This window comes from Azospirillum argentinense, assembly GCF_000632475.1.
Taxonomy (GTDB): domain Bacteria; phylum Pseudomonadota; class Alphaproteobacteria; order Azospirillales; family Azospirillaceae; genus Azospirillum; species Azospirillum baldaniorum.
This window is the reverse complement of sequence record NZ_CP007793.1, coordinates 667,212-685,823: the sequence shown is the minus strand read 5'-3', so window position 1 is coordinate 685,823 and position 18,612 is coordinate 667,212. Positions and strand designations below refer to the sequence as shown.

The window sequence follows — 18,612 nt, the reverse complement described above, 5'->3', positions numbered from 1 at the left end:
GCTGGGGGCTACAGAAGCCCCAGCTCCTCCAGTTCGGCGCGCAGGCTGGCGGCGCCGGAGAAACGATGCACCGTCATGCCGAGGGCGCGGGCGGCCTCGACGTTGGCGGGGCTGTCGTCGATGAAGTAACAGTCCGCCGCCGACAAGCCATAGCGATCCAGAAGAAGCTGGAAGATCGCCGGGTCCGGCTTCACCAGCCTCTCGTCGCCGGACACGATGATCCCGTCGAAGACGTTCAGGAAATCGAAGCGCCTGCGGGTCAGCGCCAGCTTTTCCGACGAGAAGTTGGTGATGGAGTAGAGCGGCGTCCCGCGCTGCTTCAGCTCCATCAGGATTTCCGGCGTCCCGGCCATGGGGCCGGGCACCATCTCCTCCCACCGCTCGTGATAGGCACGGATCAGCTCGCGGCAGTCGGGAAACTCGGCGGTCAGAAGGGCGACCGCCTCGTCCCAGGGCCGGCCGCGGTCCTGCTCCAGGTTCCAGGCGGGGGTGCAGACGGTGTCGAGGAAGTCCTCCATCAGGTCCTCGTACCCGTCGAACAGCTCGCGGTAGAGATGCCGCGGGTCCCATTCGATGAGCACCTGCCCGATGTCGAAGACGACGGTGGTCGGCTTGGTCATCGTCAATTCTTGTCCCGGCCTCAGCCCTTGCGGGCCGCGGCGACGAGGTCCTTCATCTGGTCCAGCTTGATGGCGCCGGGGACCAGCTCGTCGCCGATGACGAAGGCCGGGGTGCCGCGGATGCCCAGCTCCTCGGCCAGCGCCTGGTTGGCGGCGATGACCTTCAGCACCTCGGGGCTGTTCATGTCCTTCTTCAGCTTGTCGGTGTCCAGCCCGACCGACTTGGCCAGCCGCTGGATCACGTCGTCGTCGAGCTGGCCGCGGTGGGCCATCAACGCGTTGTGGAATTCCAGATACTTGCCCTGCCCGCGCGACGCCAGGGCCGCCTTGGCCGCGGTCAGCGAGGCCGGGCTGAGGATCGGGAACTCCTTGAAGACGAAGCGCAGCTTGCCGTCGTCCTTGATCAGGCGCTCGGTGTCGGCCTGCACGGCCTTGCAGTAGCCGCACTGGTAGTCGAAGAACTCGACCACCGTCACGTCGCCCTTGGGGTTGCCGGCCACCGGATCGGCGGGGTTCTGGAACAGCGCCGCCTTGTTCTCGGCCAGCGCCGTCTTGGCCTTCTGCTCCTCGGCCATCTTCTGGCGCTTCTGGAGCGAGTCCACGGCCTCCAGGATGATCTCAGGGTTTTTCAGGATGTAGTCGCGCACGACCTCCTCGACGGCCTTGCGCTGCGCGTCGTCCATCGGGCTCTGCGCCTGGAGGGCGGGGGCCAGCAGCCCCGTCGGAAGGGCCAGCGTGGCGGCGAGCGCCAGGGCGGCGGGGCGGAAGCGGGTCATGTCGAACTCTCTCGTGGGGAGCCAAAACGGCGCGAATCGGGGCGATACTGTGGACCGGGACGGCGGGGTCAGGCAAGACGGCTGTGCACCGCGCAAACGGAGGGCGCGCGAACGGAGAAGGCTCACTTGCCGCCCGCCTGCCCGCGGATGTCCTGGGCGCGCAACCAGCCAGGGGAACCGGCGGGCAGCAGCTTCTCCGCCCGCTCCGCCTGGAAGCGGGCCATCGGCTTGTCGCCGCGGGCAAAGGCCTCCTCGGCGGTGGCGTAGGCGACCATGCCGGCGTTGCCCTTCATGCTCCAGGCCTGGGCCATCAGCCGCCACAGGAAGGCGGACTGGGCCTGCGTCTTGGACGCCACCTGAAGGTTGCGCAGCGCCTCGTCGGCCAGCCGGCTGTCGTTCTGTTCCATCAGCGAATGGGCCAGCGAGACGCGGATGCTGCCGGCGTCCGGCTCCAGCTCGATCGCCTTGCGGTAGGGGGCGGCGGCGTCCACCGCCCGCCCATTCTGAAGCATCAGGTCGCCCTTCATCTCGTAGAGGAAGGCGTTCTTCGGCTCCTGGGCGATCAGCCCGTCGACCAGAGGCAGGGCCTGCCGGACCTCGCCGCGCCGGAAATAGGCGTAGGCCCGGCCGTAGCGCGCCACGAAGGACGGGTCGTCCGCCTTGTAGCGGCGCAGCGCCCCGTTGGGGTCGAGATAGGCGTAGAGCTTGGCCTGGATGCGGCGGAATTCCTCGTTCCACTGCGCCGGCACCGGCTTCTTGCCGGCGCGCGACCGCTCCACGAAATTGCGCACCGTCTCGATGCGCTCGCGGGTCAGCGGGTGGGTGCGCCGGTAGCCGGCGTCGCGGTCGACCAGAAGCGGGTCGTCGGCGGCGCCCAGCTTCTCCAGGAAGGTGACCAGCCCCTCCGCCGAGATGCCGGACTGCTCCATGTAGGACAGGCCCGCCTGGTCGGCCGAGGACTCCTGGCTGCGCGAGAAGGACAAGAAATTGCGCTCCGCCAGATGCTGGCCCAGCATGACGCCCGCCGCACCGGCGCCGGCGTTGCCCGCGGCGATGCCGCCGACGATGCCGATGCCCATGCCAATCAGCGAGGACAGGAAGGCGTTCTCCATCGCCTCCGACCCGCGGACCAGATGGCCGCCGGCGATGTGGCCGGTCTCGTGGGCGATCACGCCGATGAGCTGCCCGGCGTCCTCCAGCCCCAGCAGCAGGCCGGTGTGCAGGAAGATGTTCTGACCGCCGGCGACGAAGGCGTTCATGGTGTTGTCGTTGACCAGGACGATGTTCACCGCGTCCGGATCGATGCCGGCGGCCTGGAAGATTGGCCGCGCCATGTCGCGGATGATATGTTCCGTCTCGGCGTCGCTCAGGAATTGCATCTCCTGGCGCCGCTGCGCGCCCGCGGGCGGCGACCACGACAGAACCATCACGGCAACCATGGCGATGACCGAAACCAGCCTGCTGGGCTTGCGCACCGTTACTTCCTCCGCACACCGGGGCACCGGGCAGCCGGTCAAGATGCCGGTCCGTGCGCCCCATTCCACCCGCCGAATCTGGCAAGGGTTGGGCGCGATTGCCATAGCCGCATCGCTGGTCGGTGGCTGCGTCAACACGAAATACCGCACCGGCGCCCCCGCCCAGAACTACATCGCGGCGGACGAGCCGCGCGCGGCGGAGATCGGGCGCGACATCATCGCCCAGGGCGGCAAGGCCGGCGACGCCGCCGCCGCCATGGCGATGGCGATGACCGTCACCCTGCCGTCGCGCGTCGGGTTGACCGGCGGCGGCGTCTGCGTGGTGTTCGATGCGGCGAAGAAGGAAACCCGCACGCTCGATTTCCTTCCCCGCCCGGCCGGCACTGGAGGGGCGGCCCTGCCCGGCTTCCTGCGCGGCGTCTACGCGCTCCAAGCCGCCAACGGGGCGATGCGCTGGGAGCAGGCCGTGGTCCCGGCCGAGCAGCTTGCCCGCTCCACTCCGGTCAGCCGGGCGCTGGCGCGCGACCTCGCCGACTCCGCCGCCCGCCTGTCCGCCGATCCGGAGGCGCGCCGCGTCTTCCTGCCGACCGGCGCACCGCTGGCCGAGGGCGCGCTGCTGAGCCAGCCGGAGCTGGCCGCAACCCTGTCGCAGGTGCGCCGCAGCGGCATCGCGGCGATGTATGGCGGGCCGCTGGGGGGTGCCGTGGCGCAGGCCGCCGCCATCGATCCGGCGACCGTCCGCGGCTTCCAGCCGCGCTGGACCGGCACCGCCGCCGTTCCGCTGGGCATCGTCTCCATGCATTTCGCCCAGCTTCCCGAGACCAACAACGGAACCGCCCTGACCGCCGCCTGGAACGCCGCCGCCGACCTGCCGTCCGACCAGCGCGCCGCCCGCGTCGCCCAGGCGTTGGGCGCCACCGGCAACGGCGTCTCCAACGGCGCCTCCGCGCCCGGCGCCGGCCTCGTCGTGATCGACCACGAGGAGAACGGGGTCGCCTGCTCCTTCACCATGGGGGCACCCTTCGGCAGCGGCCGCATGGTGCCGGGCACCGGCCTTCTGGCCGCCCGCGGGGTGGACGGCGCCGGCTTCGGCGCGCCCGGCCTGCTCACCAACGCCATCGTCGGCCGCACCCAGTTCGCCGGTGCGGCCAGCGCCGCCGGCGACGACGGCCCGCCGCCGCGCCCGCCGCCCTGCTGACCGCCGCCCTGCCCGCCGCGCTGGACAAGGAGCCGGGCGCCGCCATCCGGGTCAGCCGCGCCGCGAGCGGGCCGGGCCGGGCCACCTTCGTCACCTGCCAGACCTCGATCGAGAGCGGCTGGAAGGAATGCCAGATCGCCGCCGACCCGCGCGCCCACGCCCTGGGCATCCTGGTCGAAACCGAGCGTTGATGTTCAAAAGTCTGGAATCATGAGCAAAGCACCCAAAGTCTCCAAACGGGGCGCCATCCCGCCCTTCTTCGTCATGGAAGTGATGCGCGCCGCCGCCGAGCGCGAGGCCGCCGGCCTCGAGGTCCTGCATATGGAGGTCGGGCAGCCCTCGACCGGCGCGCCGAAGGGCGTGCTGGAGGCCGCCCACCGCATGCTCGACGCCGACGTGCTGGGCTACACCGGGGCGCTGGGCATTCCGGCGCTGCGGGCGGCCATCGCCGGCTGGTACCGCGACCGTTACGGGATCGACGTACCGGAGCGGCGCGTGGTGGTCACCACCGGCTCGTCCGGGGCCTTCCAGCTCGGTTTCCTGGCGGCCTTCGATCCGGGCGACCGGGTGGCCATGGCCTCGCCCAGCTACCCGGCCTACCGCCACACTCTGACCGCCATCGGGGTCGAGCCGGTGGAGCTGCCGACCGGGCCGGAGCACCGCTTCCAGCCGACCATCGAGCTTCTGGAGCAGCTCGATCCGCCCATCCAGGGGCTGATCGTCGCCAGCCCGGCCAACCCGACCGGCACAATGCTGAGCCGCGAGGAACTGACCGCGCTCGCCGCCTGGTGCGACGCCAAGGGGGTGCGCCTCGTCTCCGACGAGATCTACCACGGCCTGACCTATGGGCCGGAGGCCGTCACCGCCGCCGAGGTCAGCGAAAGCGCGCTGGTGGTGAACAGCTTCTCCAAATACTTCTCGATGACCGGCTGGCGGCTGGGCTGGATGATCGTGCCGGACGACCTGATCCGCTCGGTCGAATGCCTCGCCCAGAACCTGTTCATCTCCGCCCCCAGCCTGTCGCAGGCCGCCGCGGTCGCGGCGTTCAACTGCACCGAGGAACTGGACGGCCACGTCGCCCGCTACGCCCGCAACCGCGAGCTTCTGCTGAGGGAGCTGCCAAAGGCCGGCTTCGACAAGCTGGCTCCGGCCGATGGTGCCTTCTACATCTACGCCGATGTGACGGAGATGACCGACGACAGCGAGGCCTTCTGCAAGCGCATCCTTGCGGAGACGGGCATCGCCTGCACCCCCGGCGTCGACTTCGACCCGGCGCGCGGCCTCCGCTTCGTGCGCTTCAGCTTCGCCGGTTCGGAGGAAACCATCGCCGAGGCGGCCCGGCGGCTGATCGCCTGGAAGAGGTAGGATAGCCCTTCGGTCCTCTCGCACCGAGCCCCCACCCCGACCCTCCCCCGCTCTCGGCGGACCAAAGGTCCGCCTGCCGCGTCAGCGCAAACCTTTGGTTTGCGCGAGAGCTGCGCAAGGGAGGGTGCCTTCTGCGAAGCGGCGGCAGTCCCCTCCCCTGCGATAGCGGGGGAGGGTTAGGGTGGGGGCTCAACGCGACCACTTTGCCAAACAGCCGCCAGGGCGGAACTCAGTACGCGTATTCCTTGAACACCGGGTCGACGCTGCCGCCCCAGGGGCCGTTGAACTTCGCCAGAAGCTCGTCGGCCGGGGTCTGGCCGGACTCAGCGATGTCGAGCAGCGTGTTCAGGAAATGCGCCTCGTCGTCGCCCCAGTTGTCGTTGCGGGCGCGCCGGGCCAGACCGCCACGGGCAATCTCCAGAACCTCAAGCGCGACCTCCCGCACCGTGCGGCCGCGGAAGGGGGTGCGCAGGGCATGGCGCGGCACCTCGGCGCGCAGATGGGCGCGCTCTTCCGTCGTCCAGCCCTTCACGAGGTCCCAGGCGGCGTCGAGCGCCTGGCTGTCATAGAGCAGCCCGACCCACAGGGCCGGCAGGGCGCACAGGCGACGCCACGGACCGCCGTCGGCGCCGCGCATCTCCAGATACTTCTTTAGACGCACCTCGGGGAAGGAGGTGGTCATGTGGTCGGCCCAGTCGGTGATCAGCGGGACCTCGCCCGGCAGCGCCGGCAGGCGGCCCTGCATGAAGTCGCGGAAGGACTGGCCGGAGGCGTCGATGTACGTGCCGTCGCGATAGACGAAGTACATCGGCACGTCGAGCAGGTAGTCCACATACCGCTCGAACCCGAAGCCGTCCTCGAACACGAAGGGCAGGTCGCCGGTGCGGTCGGGGTCGGTGTCGGTCCAGATGTGGCTGCGGAAGCTCTGGAAGCCGTTCGGCTTGCCCTCGGTGAAGGGCGAGTTGGCGAACAGCGCCGTGGCGATGGGCTGAAGCGCCAGGCTGACCCGGAACTTCTTCACCATGTCGGCTTCCGACGCGAAGTCCAGGTTCACCTGCACGGTGCAGGTGCGCATCATCATGTCCAGGCCGAGATTGCCGCGCTTGGGCATGTAGTCGCCCATGATCTTGTAGCGGCCCTTGGGCATCCAGGGGATCTCGTCGCGCCGCCATTTTGGCTGGAAGCCGAGGCCCATCATGGCGATGCCCAGTTCCCCGCCAATCTCCTTCACCTGATCGAGGTGGCGGTGCACCTCGGCGCAGGTCTGGTGCAGGGTCTCCAGCGGGGCGCCGGACAGCTCCACCTGCCCGCCCGGCTCCAGCGTGATGTTCGCCATGCCCTGGGTCAGGGCGATCAGGTTGCCCTTCTCCTCCACCGGGTCCCAGCCGAAGCGCTGCAGGCGCGTCAGCAGTTCGCCGATCCCGTCCGGCCCTTCGTAGGGCAGCGGCCGGTGGTCGGAGACGCGGTAGGCGAATTTTTCGTGTTCGGTCCCGATGCGCCACTGGTCGGCCGGCTTGTTGCCGGATTCCAGATAGGCCGCCAGTTGGCGGCGGTCGGTGATCGGTTCACCACGCGTCTGCGGAGGTGCGGACATGGAAGCTCCCGCTTTCAAAAAGTCTGAATTCGCCAAAGTGTCAAACGGCCCGCCTCGGAACAGCGGCGCGTCGAGCGGCCCTTACTCCCCGACGGTGGGGTCGGCCGGCGCGCGGAAGGGCGGTCGGGTGTCGCCGCCGTCCGCCGTCCAGTCCCCCGCAAGGGCCTGCCAGCAGGCGAGCGCCGCGACCACCGCCGTGTCGGCCCGGAGAATGCGGGGCCCCAGACCGACGGGAACAACAAAGGGGAGTTTGCAAATTTCGTCAAGTTCGGACTGCGCAAAGCCGCCCTCCGGCCCGATCAGGAAGGCGGCGGGGCCGCGCGGCCGGGCGCGGACGGCCTCCGCGATGGGGCGTACGTTCCCGGCCTCGGCGCACAGGTACAGCGTACGTTCGGCCGGCCAGCCGGCCAGCGCCCTGTCCAGCGGCAGCGGGTCGGCCATCTCCGGCACGGTCAGCCGCTCCGACTGTTCGGCGGCCTCGATGGCGTTGGCAAGCAGGCGGTCGGTGTTGACGCGGTTGGGGTCGGTGCGGCGGGTGAAGACCGGCCACAGCCGCGACACGCCCAGCTCGCTGGCCTTCTCCGCGACGAAATCGATGCGCCCGCGCTTGATCGGGGCGAACAGCAACCAGAGGTCCGGGCCCGCCGCCTGAAGACGCCGCTGCTCCGTCACGGTAAGCGAACACCAACCCTTGCCGAAGCCGTCGATGGCGGCCAGCCATTCGCCGTCCCGCCCGTTGAAGACGGCCACGACGTTGCCCTTGTCGAGCCGCAGGACATGACGCAGGAAATGCGCCCGCTCGGGGTCGAGCCCCACCGCCTGCCCCTCGCCGAGGGGGCTGTCCACATAGAGGCGGGTCTTCGGTTGGATTGACATGGCGCGAGGTCTCCGGTGTGCGGCGCCGACTATAGCGATAACGCTGCGGGGCGGAAACGGCCCAGCCTTGCGGGGACCCACCCCCGCCGCTACCTTGCCCCCGGCTTCTTCCACTCTCCATCCCGCAATCCCATTTCCTGAGTCCGCCATGACCAGCCCCGCCTCCCCCGCCCCCGGCGACTTCACCGACATCCGGCGTGGCGACTGGATCGACCGCTTCGCCCCGGCGGCGGTCCGGCCCTATCTGCGGCTGGCGCGGCTGGACCGGCCCATCGGCACGTGGTTGCTGCTGTTTCCCGGCTGGTGGAGCATCGCGCTGGCCGGGTCGGGACCGCTGCCCGACCTCTGGCTGATGGCCCTGTTCGCGATCGGCGCCGTGGTCATGCGCGGGGCCGGCTGCACGGTCAACGACATCCTCGACCGCGACTTCGACGCCATGGTGGAGCGCACGCGGACGCGCCCGATCCCCTCCGGGCAGGTGTCGGTGAAACAGGCGCTGGCCTTCCTCGGCTTCCAACTCCTGATCGGGCTGGCGGTGCTGGTGCAGTTCAACCCGCTCACCATCGGGCTTGGCGTGCTGTCGCTGGTGCTGGTCTTCACCTACCCGCTGATGAAGCGCATCACCTGGTGGCCGCAGGCGTTCCTGGGGCTGACCTTCAACTGGGGCGCCCTGATGGGCTGGACGGCGGTGCGCGGCGAGTTGGAGTGGCCGGCGCTGGCGCTCTACGCCGCGGGGATCGTCTGGACGCTGGGCTACGACACCATCTACGCCCACCAGGACAAGGAGGACGACGCGCGAATCGGCGTGAAGTCCACCGCCCTGCGGCTGGGCGACCAGAGCAAGATCTGGATCTACGGCTTCTACACGCTGACCTTCGTGGGGATCGGCATTGCCGGGCGTCTGGCCGGGCTGGGAGGACTGTTCCTGCCGCTGCTCTCGCTGGCCGCGCTGCAGCTGTCCTGGCAGGTCGCGACCTGGAACCCCGACGATCAGACGGACTGCCTGAAGAAGTTCAAGTCGAACCGCTGGTTCGGCTGGCTGGTGCTGGCGGCCTTCCTGGCCGGGAAAATCTAGGCGGCAGAGGACTTGGAGGGAGGTTTCAGCGCGTCAGCTCGGCGACGGTGCTGTCGCCAGAGCCCGGCTTGCGCGGCGGTAGCACCGCGCGGATGCCCTCGGCGGAGGCCACCATCTCGACGCCCTTCTGCGCGGCCGGCTGGGTCGGCTTGCGGGCCGGCAGCACGGCGGTCACCATGGCGGCGGTCTGGAGCGGCTGAACCGTCTTCGCGGCAGTGCCCTTGCCGGAAAGGGTGAGGGACGCGGTCAGCACCTGCGGCTTGCGGCCTGGAACGGCGACGGCGTGGCCCTTCAGGGAGGCTTCCATCAGGCGCGGCCCGGCGGTGGGCTTGGGCGCGGCGCGGCCCTGCGGGGCAACGGCAAAGGTGCTGCCGATGCCGGCACTGCGGGAGTCGGCCTGACGGATTTCCGCCTCCTCGCCCTCCGGCAGGATGAAGCCGTAGGTGGTGTAGACGCGCAGGCCGAGCTGGTCCGACGGCTCGTGCCAGACGCGGACGGCCGTCCAGTCGTTGCGCGGCGACACGTCGACCACGCGCATGTTGCGGCGCAGGCCACGGCCATCGAGCCAGGAGTGGTCCACCTCGATGGTGCGGCGGTCGATGATATGGCTGACCAGAGAGACGTGGCCGCGACCCAACCGCTGCGACCGCTTGAAGACGAGGACGGAACCGAGCGCCGGGCGCTTGTCGCGCTCATATTGCTCGGCGGCGGTGTTCCACCACGTCCAGGCATCGCCCCGGATCTCGAAATCCGATATGGAACGCAGCGTGCGGACGCAATCCCCGTCCTGGGCCTGGGCTTGGGATATGGTGAACGGGCTGAGAGCGATGAACGCCGCGAACGATGCGCAGAGTGCAATCCCTTTCGACCGCATATCAGCCCCATGACCTTTGTTTTTCTCCTTTCGAACGGGTAACACGGGACAGCAGGTGTGTCTACTCCGTTTGAATTATGTAACCAAAACCGGTTGTGGATAGATCATCCATCCCCGCGCAGCTCCGGTGAGAGTCCAGTTATGAACAACTTTTCTCAAATCGACTTCATCCGCTCCAACACGGTCGTAACGCGGACTCCTTTGCTGCCCGAAATCGCGCTGCATCTGGCGACGGAAATCACGCCGTTGTGGGAGGCTACGGAGGATTCTTTGAAAGAGTCCAATGTACCGCCGCCCTATTGGGCCTTTGCTTGGCCGGGCGGTCAGGCGGTGGCGCGGCTCGTGCTCGACCGGCCGGAGCTGGTGGCGGGCAAGTCGGTGCTGGATTTCGCCGCCGGCACCGGGCTGGTCGGCATCGCCGCGATGATGGCCGGGGCGGCGCGCGTTCAGTCCTGCGACATCGACCGCTTCGCCCTGTCCGCCATCGCCCTGAACGCCGAATCCAACGGAGTCGACGTGAAGGCGGTCAGCGCCGATCTGGTGGACCGTCCCCTGCCCGGCATCGACGTCGTCCTGGCCGGCGACGTCTGCTACGAGAAGCCGATGGCCGACCGGGTGACCGCCTGGCTGCGCGGAATCGCCGCAACCGGCACGCTGGTCCTGCTGGGCGATCCGGGCCGCGCCTATGTCCCTCTCAGCGGAATCGAGCGGGTCGCGCAGTACAGCGTCCCGACCTCCCTGGAGCTGGAGGACCGCGAGATGCGCGAAACGGTGATCTGGCGCCTGCTGCCGGAGGCCTGAGCATGACCACGACCGCCCCGCGCAAGGGCGCCACCCGGATGGCCGACATCCCGCCGGAGGTGCTGGCCGACCTGAACGCCGGCCGGCGCGAGACCGCCACGCTGGCCGAATCGCTGGCCATCGACTTCGCCGCCCTGCTGGCCACCGCCGTTCCGGAAGCCGCAGGCGCCGTGTCCTTCGACCCGAAGGAGGGCGTGACCCGGCGCATGGCGGCGGCGGGGAGCGCGGCCGTCGAGCGTCTCGGCCTGGGGGCCGTGGAGCGGCTGGCCGCCCACCCCTCCGACACGGTGCGCGGCTGGGCCTGCTACGCGCTGGCGGCGGCCCCCGGCCTGACTCTGGCGGAGCGGCTGGAGCGCGTCCGCCCGCTCGCCGACGACCCACATTTCGGCGTGCGCGAATGGGCATGGCTGGCCCTGCGCCCCCACATCGCCGCCGCCATCGACGAGACGCTGGCCCTCCTCACGCCGTGGACCGCCGAGCCGTCGGAGCGGCTGCGCCGTTTCGCCAGCGAGGCCACCCGGCCCCGCGGCGTCTGGTGCAGCCACATCGGTGCGCTGAAGACCGACCCGGCACGCGGGTTGCCGGTGCTCGACCCGCTGCGGGCGGACGGCGCGCGCTACGTCCAGGATTCGGTCGCCAACTGGCTGAACGACGCGGCGAAGAGCCAGCCCGGCTGGGTGCAGGCCCTCTGCGCCCGCTGGGAAACGGACAGCCCCGACCCAGACGCCACCCGCCGCATCGTCCGCCGCGCCCTGCGCAGCGTGAAGGAACCCGCGTGAGGCGGCACCTCACCCCTTGACGCGGCGCCCTCCAGGCCGATGCTAAGCGCCCTCTCCCGATCCGACCCCATCGCATCCGAACGGACCCTCGACCATGCCCTACACCTCGTTGCGCGACTTCATCGACCGGCTGGAGAAGGCCGGGCGGCTGGTGGTGGTCCGGGAGCCGGTGTCCACGGCGCTGGAGATGACCGAGATCCAGACCCGCCTGCTCGCCGAAGGCGGCCCGGCGGTGCTGTTCGAGAACGTCATCAAGGCCGACGGCACCCGCTCGGAGATGCCGGTGCTGGTCAACCTGTTCGGCACGGTGGAGCGCGTGGCCTGGGGCATGGACCGCGAGCCGCATGAGCTGCGCGGCGTCGGCGAGACGCTGGCCTTCCTGAAGCAGCCGGAGCCGCCGGGCGGCTTCCGCGAGGCGATGGAGCTGATCCCGCTCGCCAAGACCGTGCTGTCGATGAAGCCGAAGACCGTCGGCTCCGCCCCCTGCCAGGAGGTGGTGCTGACCGGCGACCGGATCGACCTCGGCCGCCTGCCGGTGCAGAGCTGCTGGCCGGGCGAGCCGGCGCCGCTGATCACGTGGCCGCTGGTCGTCACCAAGGGCCCCACGGCCAAGCGCGAGGACGACTTCAACCTCGGCATCTACCGGATGCAGGTGCTGGGGAAGAACAAGACGATCATGCGCTGGCTGAAGCACCGCGGCGGCGCGCAGCACCATCACCGCTGGGCCGCCAGCGGCAAGCGCGAGCCGCTGCCCTGCGCGGTGGTCCTCGGTGCCGATCCCGGCACCATCCTGGCCGCCGTCACGCCGGTGCCGGACACGCTGTCGGAATACCAGTTCGCTGGCCTGCTGCGCGGCAAGAAGGTCGAGCTGGTGGATTGCAAGACGGTGCCGCTGAAGGTGCCCGCCCAGGCCGAGATCATCCTGGAAGGCCATGTCAGCCTGGACGAATACGCCGACGAGGGGCCCTACGGCGACCACACCGGCTATTACAACTCGGTCGAGCCCTTCCCGGTCTTCACCGTCACGGCGATGACCATGCGGCGCAACCCGATCTACCTGTCCACCTTCACCGGCCGCCCGCCCGACGAGCCGTCGGTGCTGGGCGAGGCGCTGAACGAGGTCTTCATCCCCCTGCTGACCCAGCAATTCCCGGAGATCGTGGATTTCTGGCTGCCGCCGGAAGGCTGCTCCTACCGGATCGCCGTGGTCAGCATGAAGAAGGCCTATCCCGGCCACGCCAAGCGCGTGATGATGGGCGTCTGGTCCTTCCTGCGTCAGTTCATGTACACGAAATGGGTGATCGTCGTGGACGACGACATCGACGCGCGGAACTGGAAGGACGTGATGTGGGCGATGAGCACCCGCATGGACCCGGCCCGCGACATCACCGTGATCGAGGGCACCCCCATCGACTATCTGGACTTCGCCAGCCCCGAGTCGGGCCTGGGCGGCAAGGTCGGGCTGGACGCCACCAACAAGTGGCCGCCGGAGACCAAGCGCGAATGGGGCCAGAAAATACGCATGGACCAGGGCGTGGTCGACGAAGTGTCGCGCAAATGGGCGTCCTACGGTCTTCCGGGCAGCGGGACCCCGATCTGGAAGTGAGGCGTTAAGGGACGGTCCGCACCCTCAAGGGAACCCCCGCCATGCCCAGCGAGATCGCCCGCCCCATCGCCACCGTCCGTCTGGTCTTCCGCGACGGCGGCGAGACCGCCGGGGACCTGTCGGTGGCCGAGCGGTCGGGAGACACCCTGTTCGTGGCGTCGGACGAGGGGGCGCGGGTCGTCCGCATGATGGCCGAGGAGGGCGGCACCCTCTACCGCCAGGACGCCACCTTTCCCCTGGCAGACGCCTTCACCCTGCCGGTGACGATCCCGGGGGAGGACGAGGCGGACATCGAAGGCATGGCCATCGCCGACGGCTGGCTGTGGGTCACCGGCTCGCACGCGCTGGCCCGCAAAAAGCCGGAGCGCGCGGAGAACGGCACCGAAAAGGCGCTGGAGCGGCTGACCGAGGTGCGCTGCGACCCCAACCGCTTCCTGCTCGGCCGCATCCCGCTGGTCACCGAGGCGGACGGGCGGCTCACCCCGGTCCGCCGCGACGGAGCGCGGGTGGCCGGTTGCCTGAAGTTCCGCAAGGGCGGCAACGCGCTGACCAAGGCGCTGGCGGAAGACGAGCATCTGGCCCGCTTCGTCGCGGTGCCCGCCAAGGAGAACGGCTTCGACGTGGAGGGCATGGCCGCCCACGGCGACCGGGTCTGGCTGGGGCTGCGCGGCCCGGTGCTGCGCGGCTGGGCCTGCATTCTCGAACTGGCGGTGGAGGACCACCCGGACGTCGAGGAGCGTCTGCGGCTGCGCCCCATCGGGCCGAACGGCGAGAAGTACCGCAAGCATTTCGTCGATCTGGACGGTCTGGGCATCCGCGAACTGACCTTCGACGGCGAGGATCTGGTCATCCTGGCCGGACCGACCATGGACCTCGACGGTCCCGTCGCCGTGTGGCGCTGGACCGACGCCCTGTCCGTCACTCACGAGACCGTCATCCCGCGCGACCGGCTGGTTCCCCTGCTGAACCTGCCCTATGGCAAGGGCGACGACCACGCGGAGGGCATCGCCTGCGTCCGCCGCGACGGCGCCCCGCCCGCCCTTCTGGTGGTCTATGACAGCCCATCCAAGGCGCGCCGGCATGGTGCCGGGACCACCGCCGACCTGTTCGCCCTGCCCTCCCGCTACGATCCGGCCAACGCCTTCCGGGCGTGAGTCGTCGTTCTCATTGATGCAACAATCAGTGCATGATTAAGCGGATTATCCCAAACGTGGACATCGCTATTCTTGCCCTCAGACGACAACGGCCCCGACGCGGGGCGCCACGCTGAGACAAGGAGACCACGCCATGACCGCCAACACCGCCGCCATCGACACCCGCACCGCCCCCTACGCCGCCTTCCTGCTGCGCGTCAGCCTGGGCCTTCTGTTCATCGCCCACGGCCTGATCCTGAAGGTCTTCACCTTCGGCATCGCCGGCACGGTCGGTTACTTCGAGAGCCTCGGCTACCCCGGCCTCTTCGCCTATCTGGTCATCCTCGGCGAGATCGGCGGCGGCCTGCTGCTGCTGGCCGGCGTCTTCACCCGCTGGATTTCGCTGGCCCTGCTGCCGATCCTGATCGGCGCGACGCTCCAGCACACCGGCAACGGCTGGGTCTTCTCGGCCCAGGGCGGCGGCTGGGAGTTCCCGGTGTTCTGGACGGTGCTGCTCGGCGTGCAGGCCCTGCTGGGCGACGGCGCCTTCGCCCTGAAGCTGCCGACCGCCGGCCGCAGCGCCCTTCAGAACCGGCTGGCCTGACCCTGAAGCGAGCATGACGAGCGGCGCGCGGGCGGGCACCAGCCCCCCCGCGCGCCGCCGCATTTGCGCGGCGGGCAATCCGGACCTGAGGCGATATGCCCCTTCCTCTTCTTCTCCGGGCTCCCATTTGCTAGACAAGCCGGAGACCTAGCGGAGACCGTAATGCCCGTTTCGACCACCTCGCAGCCCGACGTTCTGAACCTGCTGGACGATCTGATCCGCAAGGCGAAGGGCGCCGGGGCCGACTCCGCCGACGCCGTGCTGTTCGACAGCGCCTCCCTGTCGCTGAGCCAGCGTTTCGGCAAGACGGAAAAGCTGGAGCGGTCCGAGTCGGGCGACCTGGGCCTGCGCGTCTTCATCGGCAAGCGGCAGGCCATCGTCTCCTCCACCGACCGCAGCGCCAAGGCGCTGGACGAGCTGGTGGAGCGCGCCGTCGCCATGGCCCGCGTGGTGCCGGAGGACCCCTTCTGCGGCCTCGCCGACCCGGAGCAGATCTACACCACCGTCCCCGATCTCGACGTCTGCGACCCGTCGGAGCCCTCGGCGGAGCTGCTTATCGAACGCGCCCGCATCGCCGAGGAGGCCGCGCTGGCGGTCGAGGGCGTCACCAACTCCGAAGGGGCCGACGCCGGGTGGAGCCGCTCCACCATCGCCATCGCCGCGTCCAACGGCTTCACCGGCCGCTACGGCGTGTCGCGGCAGTCGCTGTCGGCCTCGGTGCTCGCCGGGACGGGCACGGGGATGGAGCGCGACTATGATTACGACAGCAAGGTCTACGGTTCCGACCTGCGCGACCCGGCGTCGATCGGGCGCGAGGCCGGCGAGCGCGCCATCCGCCGCCTGAACCCGCGCCGGGTCAAGAGCTGCAAGGTGCCGGTGGTGTTCGACCCCCGCGTCTCCCGCGGGCTGCTCGGCCATCTGACCGGCTCGATCAGCGGGCCGAGCATCGCGCGGGGCACCAGCTTCCTCAAGGACAAGATGGGGCAGCGGATCTTCGCCGCCGGCATCACCATCGTCGACGATCCGCATGTGAAGCGCGGCCTGCGCTCCCGCCCCTTCGACGCGGAGGGCATCGCCACCACCCGCCGCAACCTGATCGAGGACGGGCACCTGACCACCTGGCTGCTCGACCTGCGCTCGGCCCGCCAGCTCGGCCTGTCGACGACCGGCCACGCGGCGCGCGGCACCTCCGGCCCGCCGGGCCCGGCCCCGGCCAACGTCTACATGGCCCCGGGCGCCAAGAGCCGCGACGAGCTGCTGGCCGAAATCCCCAACGGCTTCTACGTGACGGAGCTGATGGGGACGGGCGTCAACGGGGTGACCGGCGACTACAGCCGGGGTGCCGCTGGTTACTGGATCGAGAACGGCCAGATCGCCTATCCGGTCACCGAACTGACCATCGCCGGCAACCTGAAGGAGATGTTCCTGAACCTGGAGCCGGCCAGCGACCTGGAACTGCGCTTCGGCATGGACGCCCCGACCATCCGCATCGACGGGCTGACCATCGCCGGGCTGTGAGCGCAACGGGAGGCGCCGCAAGGCGCCCCCTCTTCCTGTCAGCGGACCCCCTGTTAACGAACCACGCCGCGGACGATGTCGGCGATGGTGCCGTGCACCGCGTCCAGGATCAGCATGTCCGCGCCGGCCAGGATGCATTCCCAGCCGCTCATGCACACCGGCACCCGCTGGCGCAGATCGACGGGCGCCATTTTCTTGGCAATACCCGGCGGCAGCGGCTGGCCCCGCGCCAGCTTCTTCGCGATCCCCGGCGGCAGGGCTGTCGTCCCGACCGGATGGGCGACGAAATAATCGCGGATGATCGTCACCTCGCCGCGGGACACCGACCCTCCGGAGGCGCGCCCTTTTGAGTCGCGCCCCTGGGATTCATAAGATGGCCCACCCTGAGGCTTGCCGTGCCCACCACCGGGACCACCGGCCCAGTCGGGCTTGTCTGCCAGCGCCGGGCCGGTGATGCACAGCACCGCCAGAAGCGCCAGCGCGGCACGCCCATCCCAATGCCGCATCCGATCCCTGCTCATGATCCGCATTCCCCTGCCTGCCGAAGGTGGGCCGCCAGCGCAACCCGCGACCCTACCCCCATCGGATTAGCCGCTGGCGTCACCGCCGGCCTGTGGCAAGAACGGGATATCAGACCGTCACGCTCATCGGACCACCGGCGCCGCGCACCGACAGGTTGGGCAGGAAGTCGCGGAACAGCGACAGGCTCTTCAGGTCGGACACATAGCCCGTGCCCTCCCCGCCCATCACCTTCCCGCCGACGCTCTTCATCACGTCGGCGGTCTTCGCCTCCTGGGCCTCCAACGCGTCCTTCAACACGGAGGCGAGCGCACTGCCGTTGCCCAGCCGCTCCATCGGCGCACCGGTCTCCTTCATCGTCTTCTCGTAGCTGTACTGGAGCGCGGCGCGCTGGACCGACCAGTTGACCGACTCCTTCTCCTCCTGGCTGGCCTCGTCGAGGAACTTCACCCCGGCGCGGTAGGCGGCCGCCTTGTCGGTGCCGAGAGGGTCGGCGGCGTCCATCGCCTGCTTCTGCTGGCGGGCCATGACGGACTGCGCCGCCTCCTGCTCGTTCTTGGAGAAGGTTCCGTCCTTGTTGCTGGCGATGGCGTGGAGGCTGCGCCGATCGAAGCCGCCGAACAGCCGCTCCACGTCCTTTCCGGTCGGGTCGGAGTAGTTCACCCCTTTGCCTTCCTTCGCCATGGCCGTGTAGGTGGCGTCCAGCGAATCGCGGGCGTCCTGGATGACCTTCGCGAAGCCCTGGAGACCCGGCGTCTGGCTGGTGGTCAGCACCGTGGTGGGCGGCGGCGGCAGGCCGGCGGCCTCCGCCTCCTCCTTGGCGGAGGGTTCGTAGCCTTTGCCACTTGGGCGGCTCTTGTCGACCTCACCGCGTCCGATGCCGGGAATGTCCACGTCCGCAGCGTACTGCGCGAGACCATTCGCCCAGAGCTTCCCCTCGAAGCCCAGGTCATACATAAGCTTGGCGGCGGCCTTTCCCTTCTCATTGTCCGGTGACAGCAGCCCACCCTCGCCGCCTTCCGCTTCCGCGCCGAAATCCAATTTTTCGAACGCGTCCTCTCCCTTCGTCGCGAAATACCTGAAGGCATTCCCCTTGATCTTGTTCGGGTCGCCGCCGACGGTTTCCATCATCTCGCGGTCGATGTCCGCCGACTCCGCGCGGAAGAGGGCATTGGCCGGAGCCATCGCCGCCTGGAACGCCTCGGTGTCCTCGTCCTTCCCGAAGGCGGCGAAAGCGGCGGTGCGCGCCTCGTTCAGGGCCGACATGGCCTTGTCCATGCGTTCCGTCTTGGTCTTGAAGGCCTTTTCAGCCGCCCCGAGCTTCTCCGCCCAGGCCTTGTCCTCCTCATCCTCGGGCCGCTCCTTGATGAAGCGGTCCTTCACGGCGTTGGTCGCCATTTGGCGCAGTCCCAACGCCACGTCCTTCTCGGTCATCTTGCCGGACTTGACGAAGTCTTCCAGCATCGCGCGGCCCTTGGAGCCGATGGACGCGAAGACCTTGCCCGCCACGCCGGTCAGCGACTTGGCCAGCCCGCTGAGTTCCACGCTGTCCTCGCCCTTCAGGGCGGCCAGGGCGGCGGAGCCCGCCGAAGACCCGGCATCGGAGGCCGCCTTCCAGGTCCCCTCCGCCTCGGCGGCACCCCCGGCGGGCTTCCATTTGGTGGCGGTTGCGGTGCTGCTGGCCGTGGTGGCGGAAAACAGGGCGTTGATCGACGTGGACATGGCTTCCCCCTTGCGGTCCCGCCTGAGCCGCGGGGCCTTGACCCTTAGAGATCGAAGTAATTATTGAATGTTCCCAA

At 69.4% G+C, this 18,612-nt stretch carries 17 protein-coding genes; 9 read left to right on the top strand and 8 right to left on the bottom strand.

The genetic code is table 11. From position 1 onward, the window contains the following. Positions 1–8: 8 nt before the first annotated feature. The 3 genes from ABAZ39_RS03225 to ABAZ39_RS03215 all read right to left on the bottom strand — a co-directional run bounded on the left by ABAZ39_RS03225 (position 9) and on the right by ABAZ39_RS03215 (position 2,871). Positions 9–620: an HAD family hydrolase gene (locus ABAZ39_RS03225; protein WP_038526688.1), complete on the bottom strand. Its 612-nt coding sequence runs from the start codon at positions 618–620 to the stop codon at positions 9–11. Positions 621–640: 20 nt separating this feature from the next. After that, the gene (locus ABAZ39_RS03220) at positions 641–1,396 is read right to left on the bottom strand and encodes a DsbA family protein (RefSeq protein ID WP_038526685.1); all 756 of its coding nucleotides are present in this window, start codon (positions 1,394–1,396) and stop codon (positions 641–643) included. A gap of 122 nt (positions 1,397–1,518) precedes the next feature. Continuing rightward, entirely contained in the window at positions 1,519–2,871 is a 1,353-nt protein-coding gene (locus ABAZ39_RS03215) for a M48 family metalloprotease (protein ID WP_247881621.1), read from the bottom strand. Here ABAZ39_RS03215 and ABAZ39_RS03210 point away from each other — a divergent pair. Together ABAZ39_RS03210 and ABAZ39_RS03205 are read left to right on the top strand one after the other, a co-directional pair. Beyond that, positions 2,840–4,069, top strand: a complete 1,230-nt coding sequence (locus tag ABAZ39_RS03210; protein ID WP_247881620.1) for a gamma-glutamyltransferase — start codon at positions 2,840–2,842, stop codon at positions 4,067–4,069. The two genes, ABAZ39_RS03215 and ABAZ39_RS03210, sit on opposite strands and share 32 nt — an antisense overlap. Before the next feature lie 210 nt (positions 4,070–4,279). Further along, positions 4,280–5,434: a pyridoxal phosphate-dependent aminotransferase gene (locus ABAZ39_RS03205; RefSeq protein ID WP_038526682.1), complete on the top strand. Its 1,155-nt coding sequence runs from the start codon at positions 4,280–4,282 to the stop codon at positions 5,432–5,434. Between the two features lie 229 nt (positions 5,435–5,663). On the opposite strand, the gene ABAZ39_RS03200 is transcribed toward ABAZ39_RS03205, so the two are convergent. Together ABAZ39_RS03200 and ABAZ39_RS03195 are read right to left on the bottom strand one after the other, a co-directional pair. Further along, positions 5,664–7,028: a glutamate--cysteine ligase gene (locus tag ABAZ39_RS03200; RefSeq protein WP_014241129.1), complete on the bottom strand. Its 1,365-nt coding sequence runs from the start codon at positions 7,026–7,028 to the stop codon at positions 5,664–5,666. A gap of 81 nt (positions 7,029–7,109) precedes the next feature. Beyond that, positions 7,110–7,904, bottom strand: a complete 795-nt coding sequence (locus tag ABAZ39_RS03195) for a 16S rRNA (uracil(1498)-N(3))-methyltransferase (RefSeq protein WP_038526679.1) — start codon at positions 7,902–7,904, stop codon at positions 7,110–7,112. Positions 7,905–8,052: 148 nt separating this feature from the next. Between ABAZ39_RS03195 and ubiA the strand changes: the two genes are divergently transcribed. Further along, positions 8,053–8,979, top strand: a complete 927-nt coding sequence (ubiA, locus tag ABAZ39_RS03190) for a 4-hydroxybenzoate octaprenyltransferase (RefSeq protein WP_051657776.1) — start codon at positions 8,053–8,055, stop codon at positions 8,977–8,979. Between the two features lie 25 nt (positions 8,980–9,004). On the opposite strand, the gene ABAZ39_RS03185 is transcribed toward ubiA, so the two are convergent. Beyond that, entirely contained in the window at positions 9,005–9,853 is an 849-nt protein-coding gene (locus ABAZ39_RS03185) for a CHAP domain-containing protein (protein WP_038526676.1), read from the bottom strand. Positions 9,854–9,994: 141 nt separating this feature from the next. Between ABAZ39_RS03185 and ABAZ39_RS03180 the strand changes: the two genes are divergently transcribed. The 6 genes from ABAZ39_RS03180 (at position 9,995) to ABAZ39_RS03155 (ending at position 16,294) form a co-directional block, all read left to right on the top strand. Continuing rightward, positions 9,995–10,654, top strand: a complete 660-nt coding sequence (locus tag ABAZ39_RS03180; protein WP_035675222.1) for a class I SAM-dependent methyltransferase — start codon at positions 9,995–9,997, stop codon at positions 10,652–10,654. A 2-nt stretch (positions 10,655–10,656) separates the two neighbouring features. Then, on the top strand, positions 10,657–11,433 hold the full coding sequence (locus ABAZ39_RS03175; RefSeq protein ID WP_038526671.1) for a DNA alkylation repair protein: 777 nt from the start codon (positions 10,657–10,659) through the stop codon (positions 11,431–11,433). A gap of 94 nt (positions 11,434–11,527) precedes the next feature. Further along, positions 11,528–13,039, top strand: a complete 1,512-nt coding sequence (locus ABAZ39_RS03170) for a UbiD family decarboxylase (protein ID WP_038526668.1) — start codon at positions 11,528–11,530, stop codon at positions 13,037–13,039. A 41-nt stretch (positions 13,040–13,080) separates the two neighbouring features. Further along, positions 13,081–14,193: a DUF3616 domain-containing protein gene (locus ABAZ39_RS03165; RefSeq protein WP_051657775.1), complete on the top strand. Its 1,113-nt coding sequence runs from the start codon at positions 13,081–13,083 to the stop codon at positions 14,191–14,193. 133 nt (positions 14,194–14,326) lie between these two features. Continuing rightward, positions 14,327–14,776 carry a DoxX family protein gene (locus tag ABAZ39_RS03160; RefSeq protein ID WP_038526665.1) on the top strand — a complete coding sequence of 150 codons (450 nt, stop codon included), beginning with the start codon at positions 14,327–14,329 and terminating at the stop codon, positions 14,774–14,776. A 162-nt stretch (positions 14,777–14,938) separates the two neighbouring features. Beyond that, positions 14,939–16,294 carry a TldD/PmbA family protein gene (locus ABAZ39_RS03155; protein WP_038526662.1) on the top strand — a complete coding sequence of 452 codons (1,356 nt, stop codon included), beginning with the start codon at positions 14,939–14,941 and terminating at the stop codon, positions 16,292–16,294. 53 nt (positions 16,295–16,347) lie between these two features. Here ABAZ39_RS03155 and ABAZ39_RS35405 read toward each other — a convergent pair whose 3' ends face one another. Further along, entirely contained in the window at positions 16,348–16,815 is a 468-nt protein-coding gene (locus ABAZ39_RS35405) for an anti-virulence regulator CigR family protein (protein ID WP_144243454.1), read from the bottom strand. A 109-nt stretch (positions 16,816–16,924) separates the two neighbouring features. Further along, positions 16,925–18,535: a hypothetical protein gene (locus ABAZ39_RS33850; protein ID WP_051657773.1), complete on the bottom strand. Its 1,611-nt coding sequence runs from the start codon at positions 18,533–18,535 to the stop codon at positions 16,925–16,927. Between the last annotated feature and the right edge of the window lie 77 nt (positions 18,536–18,612).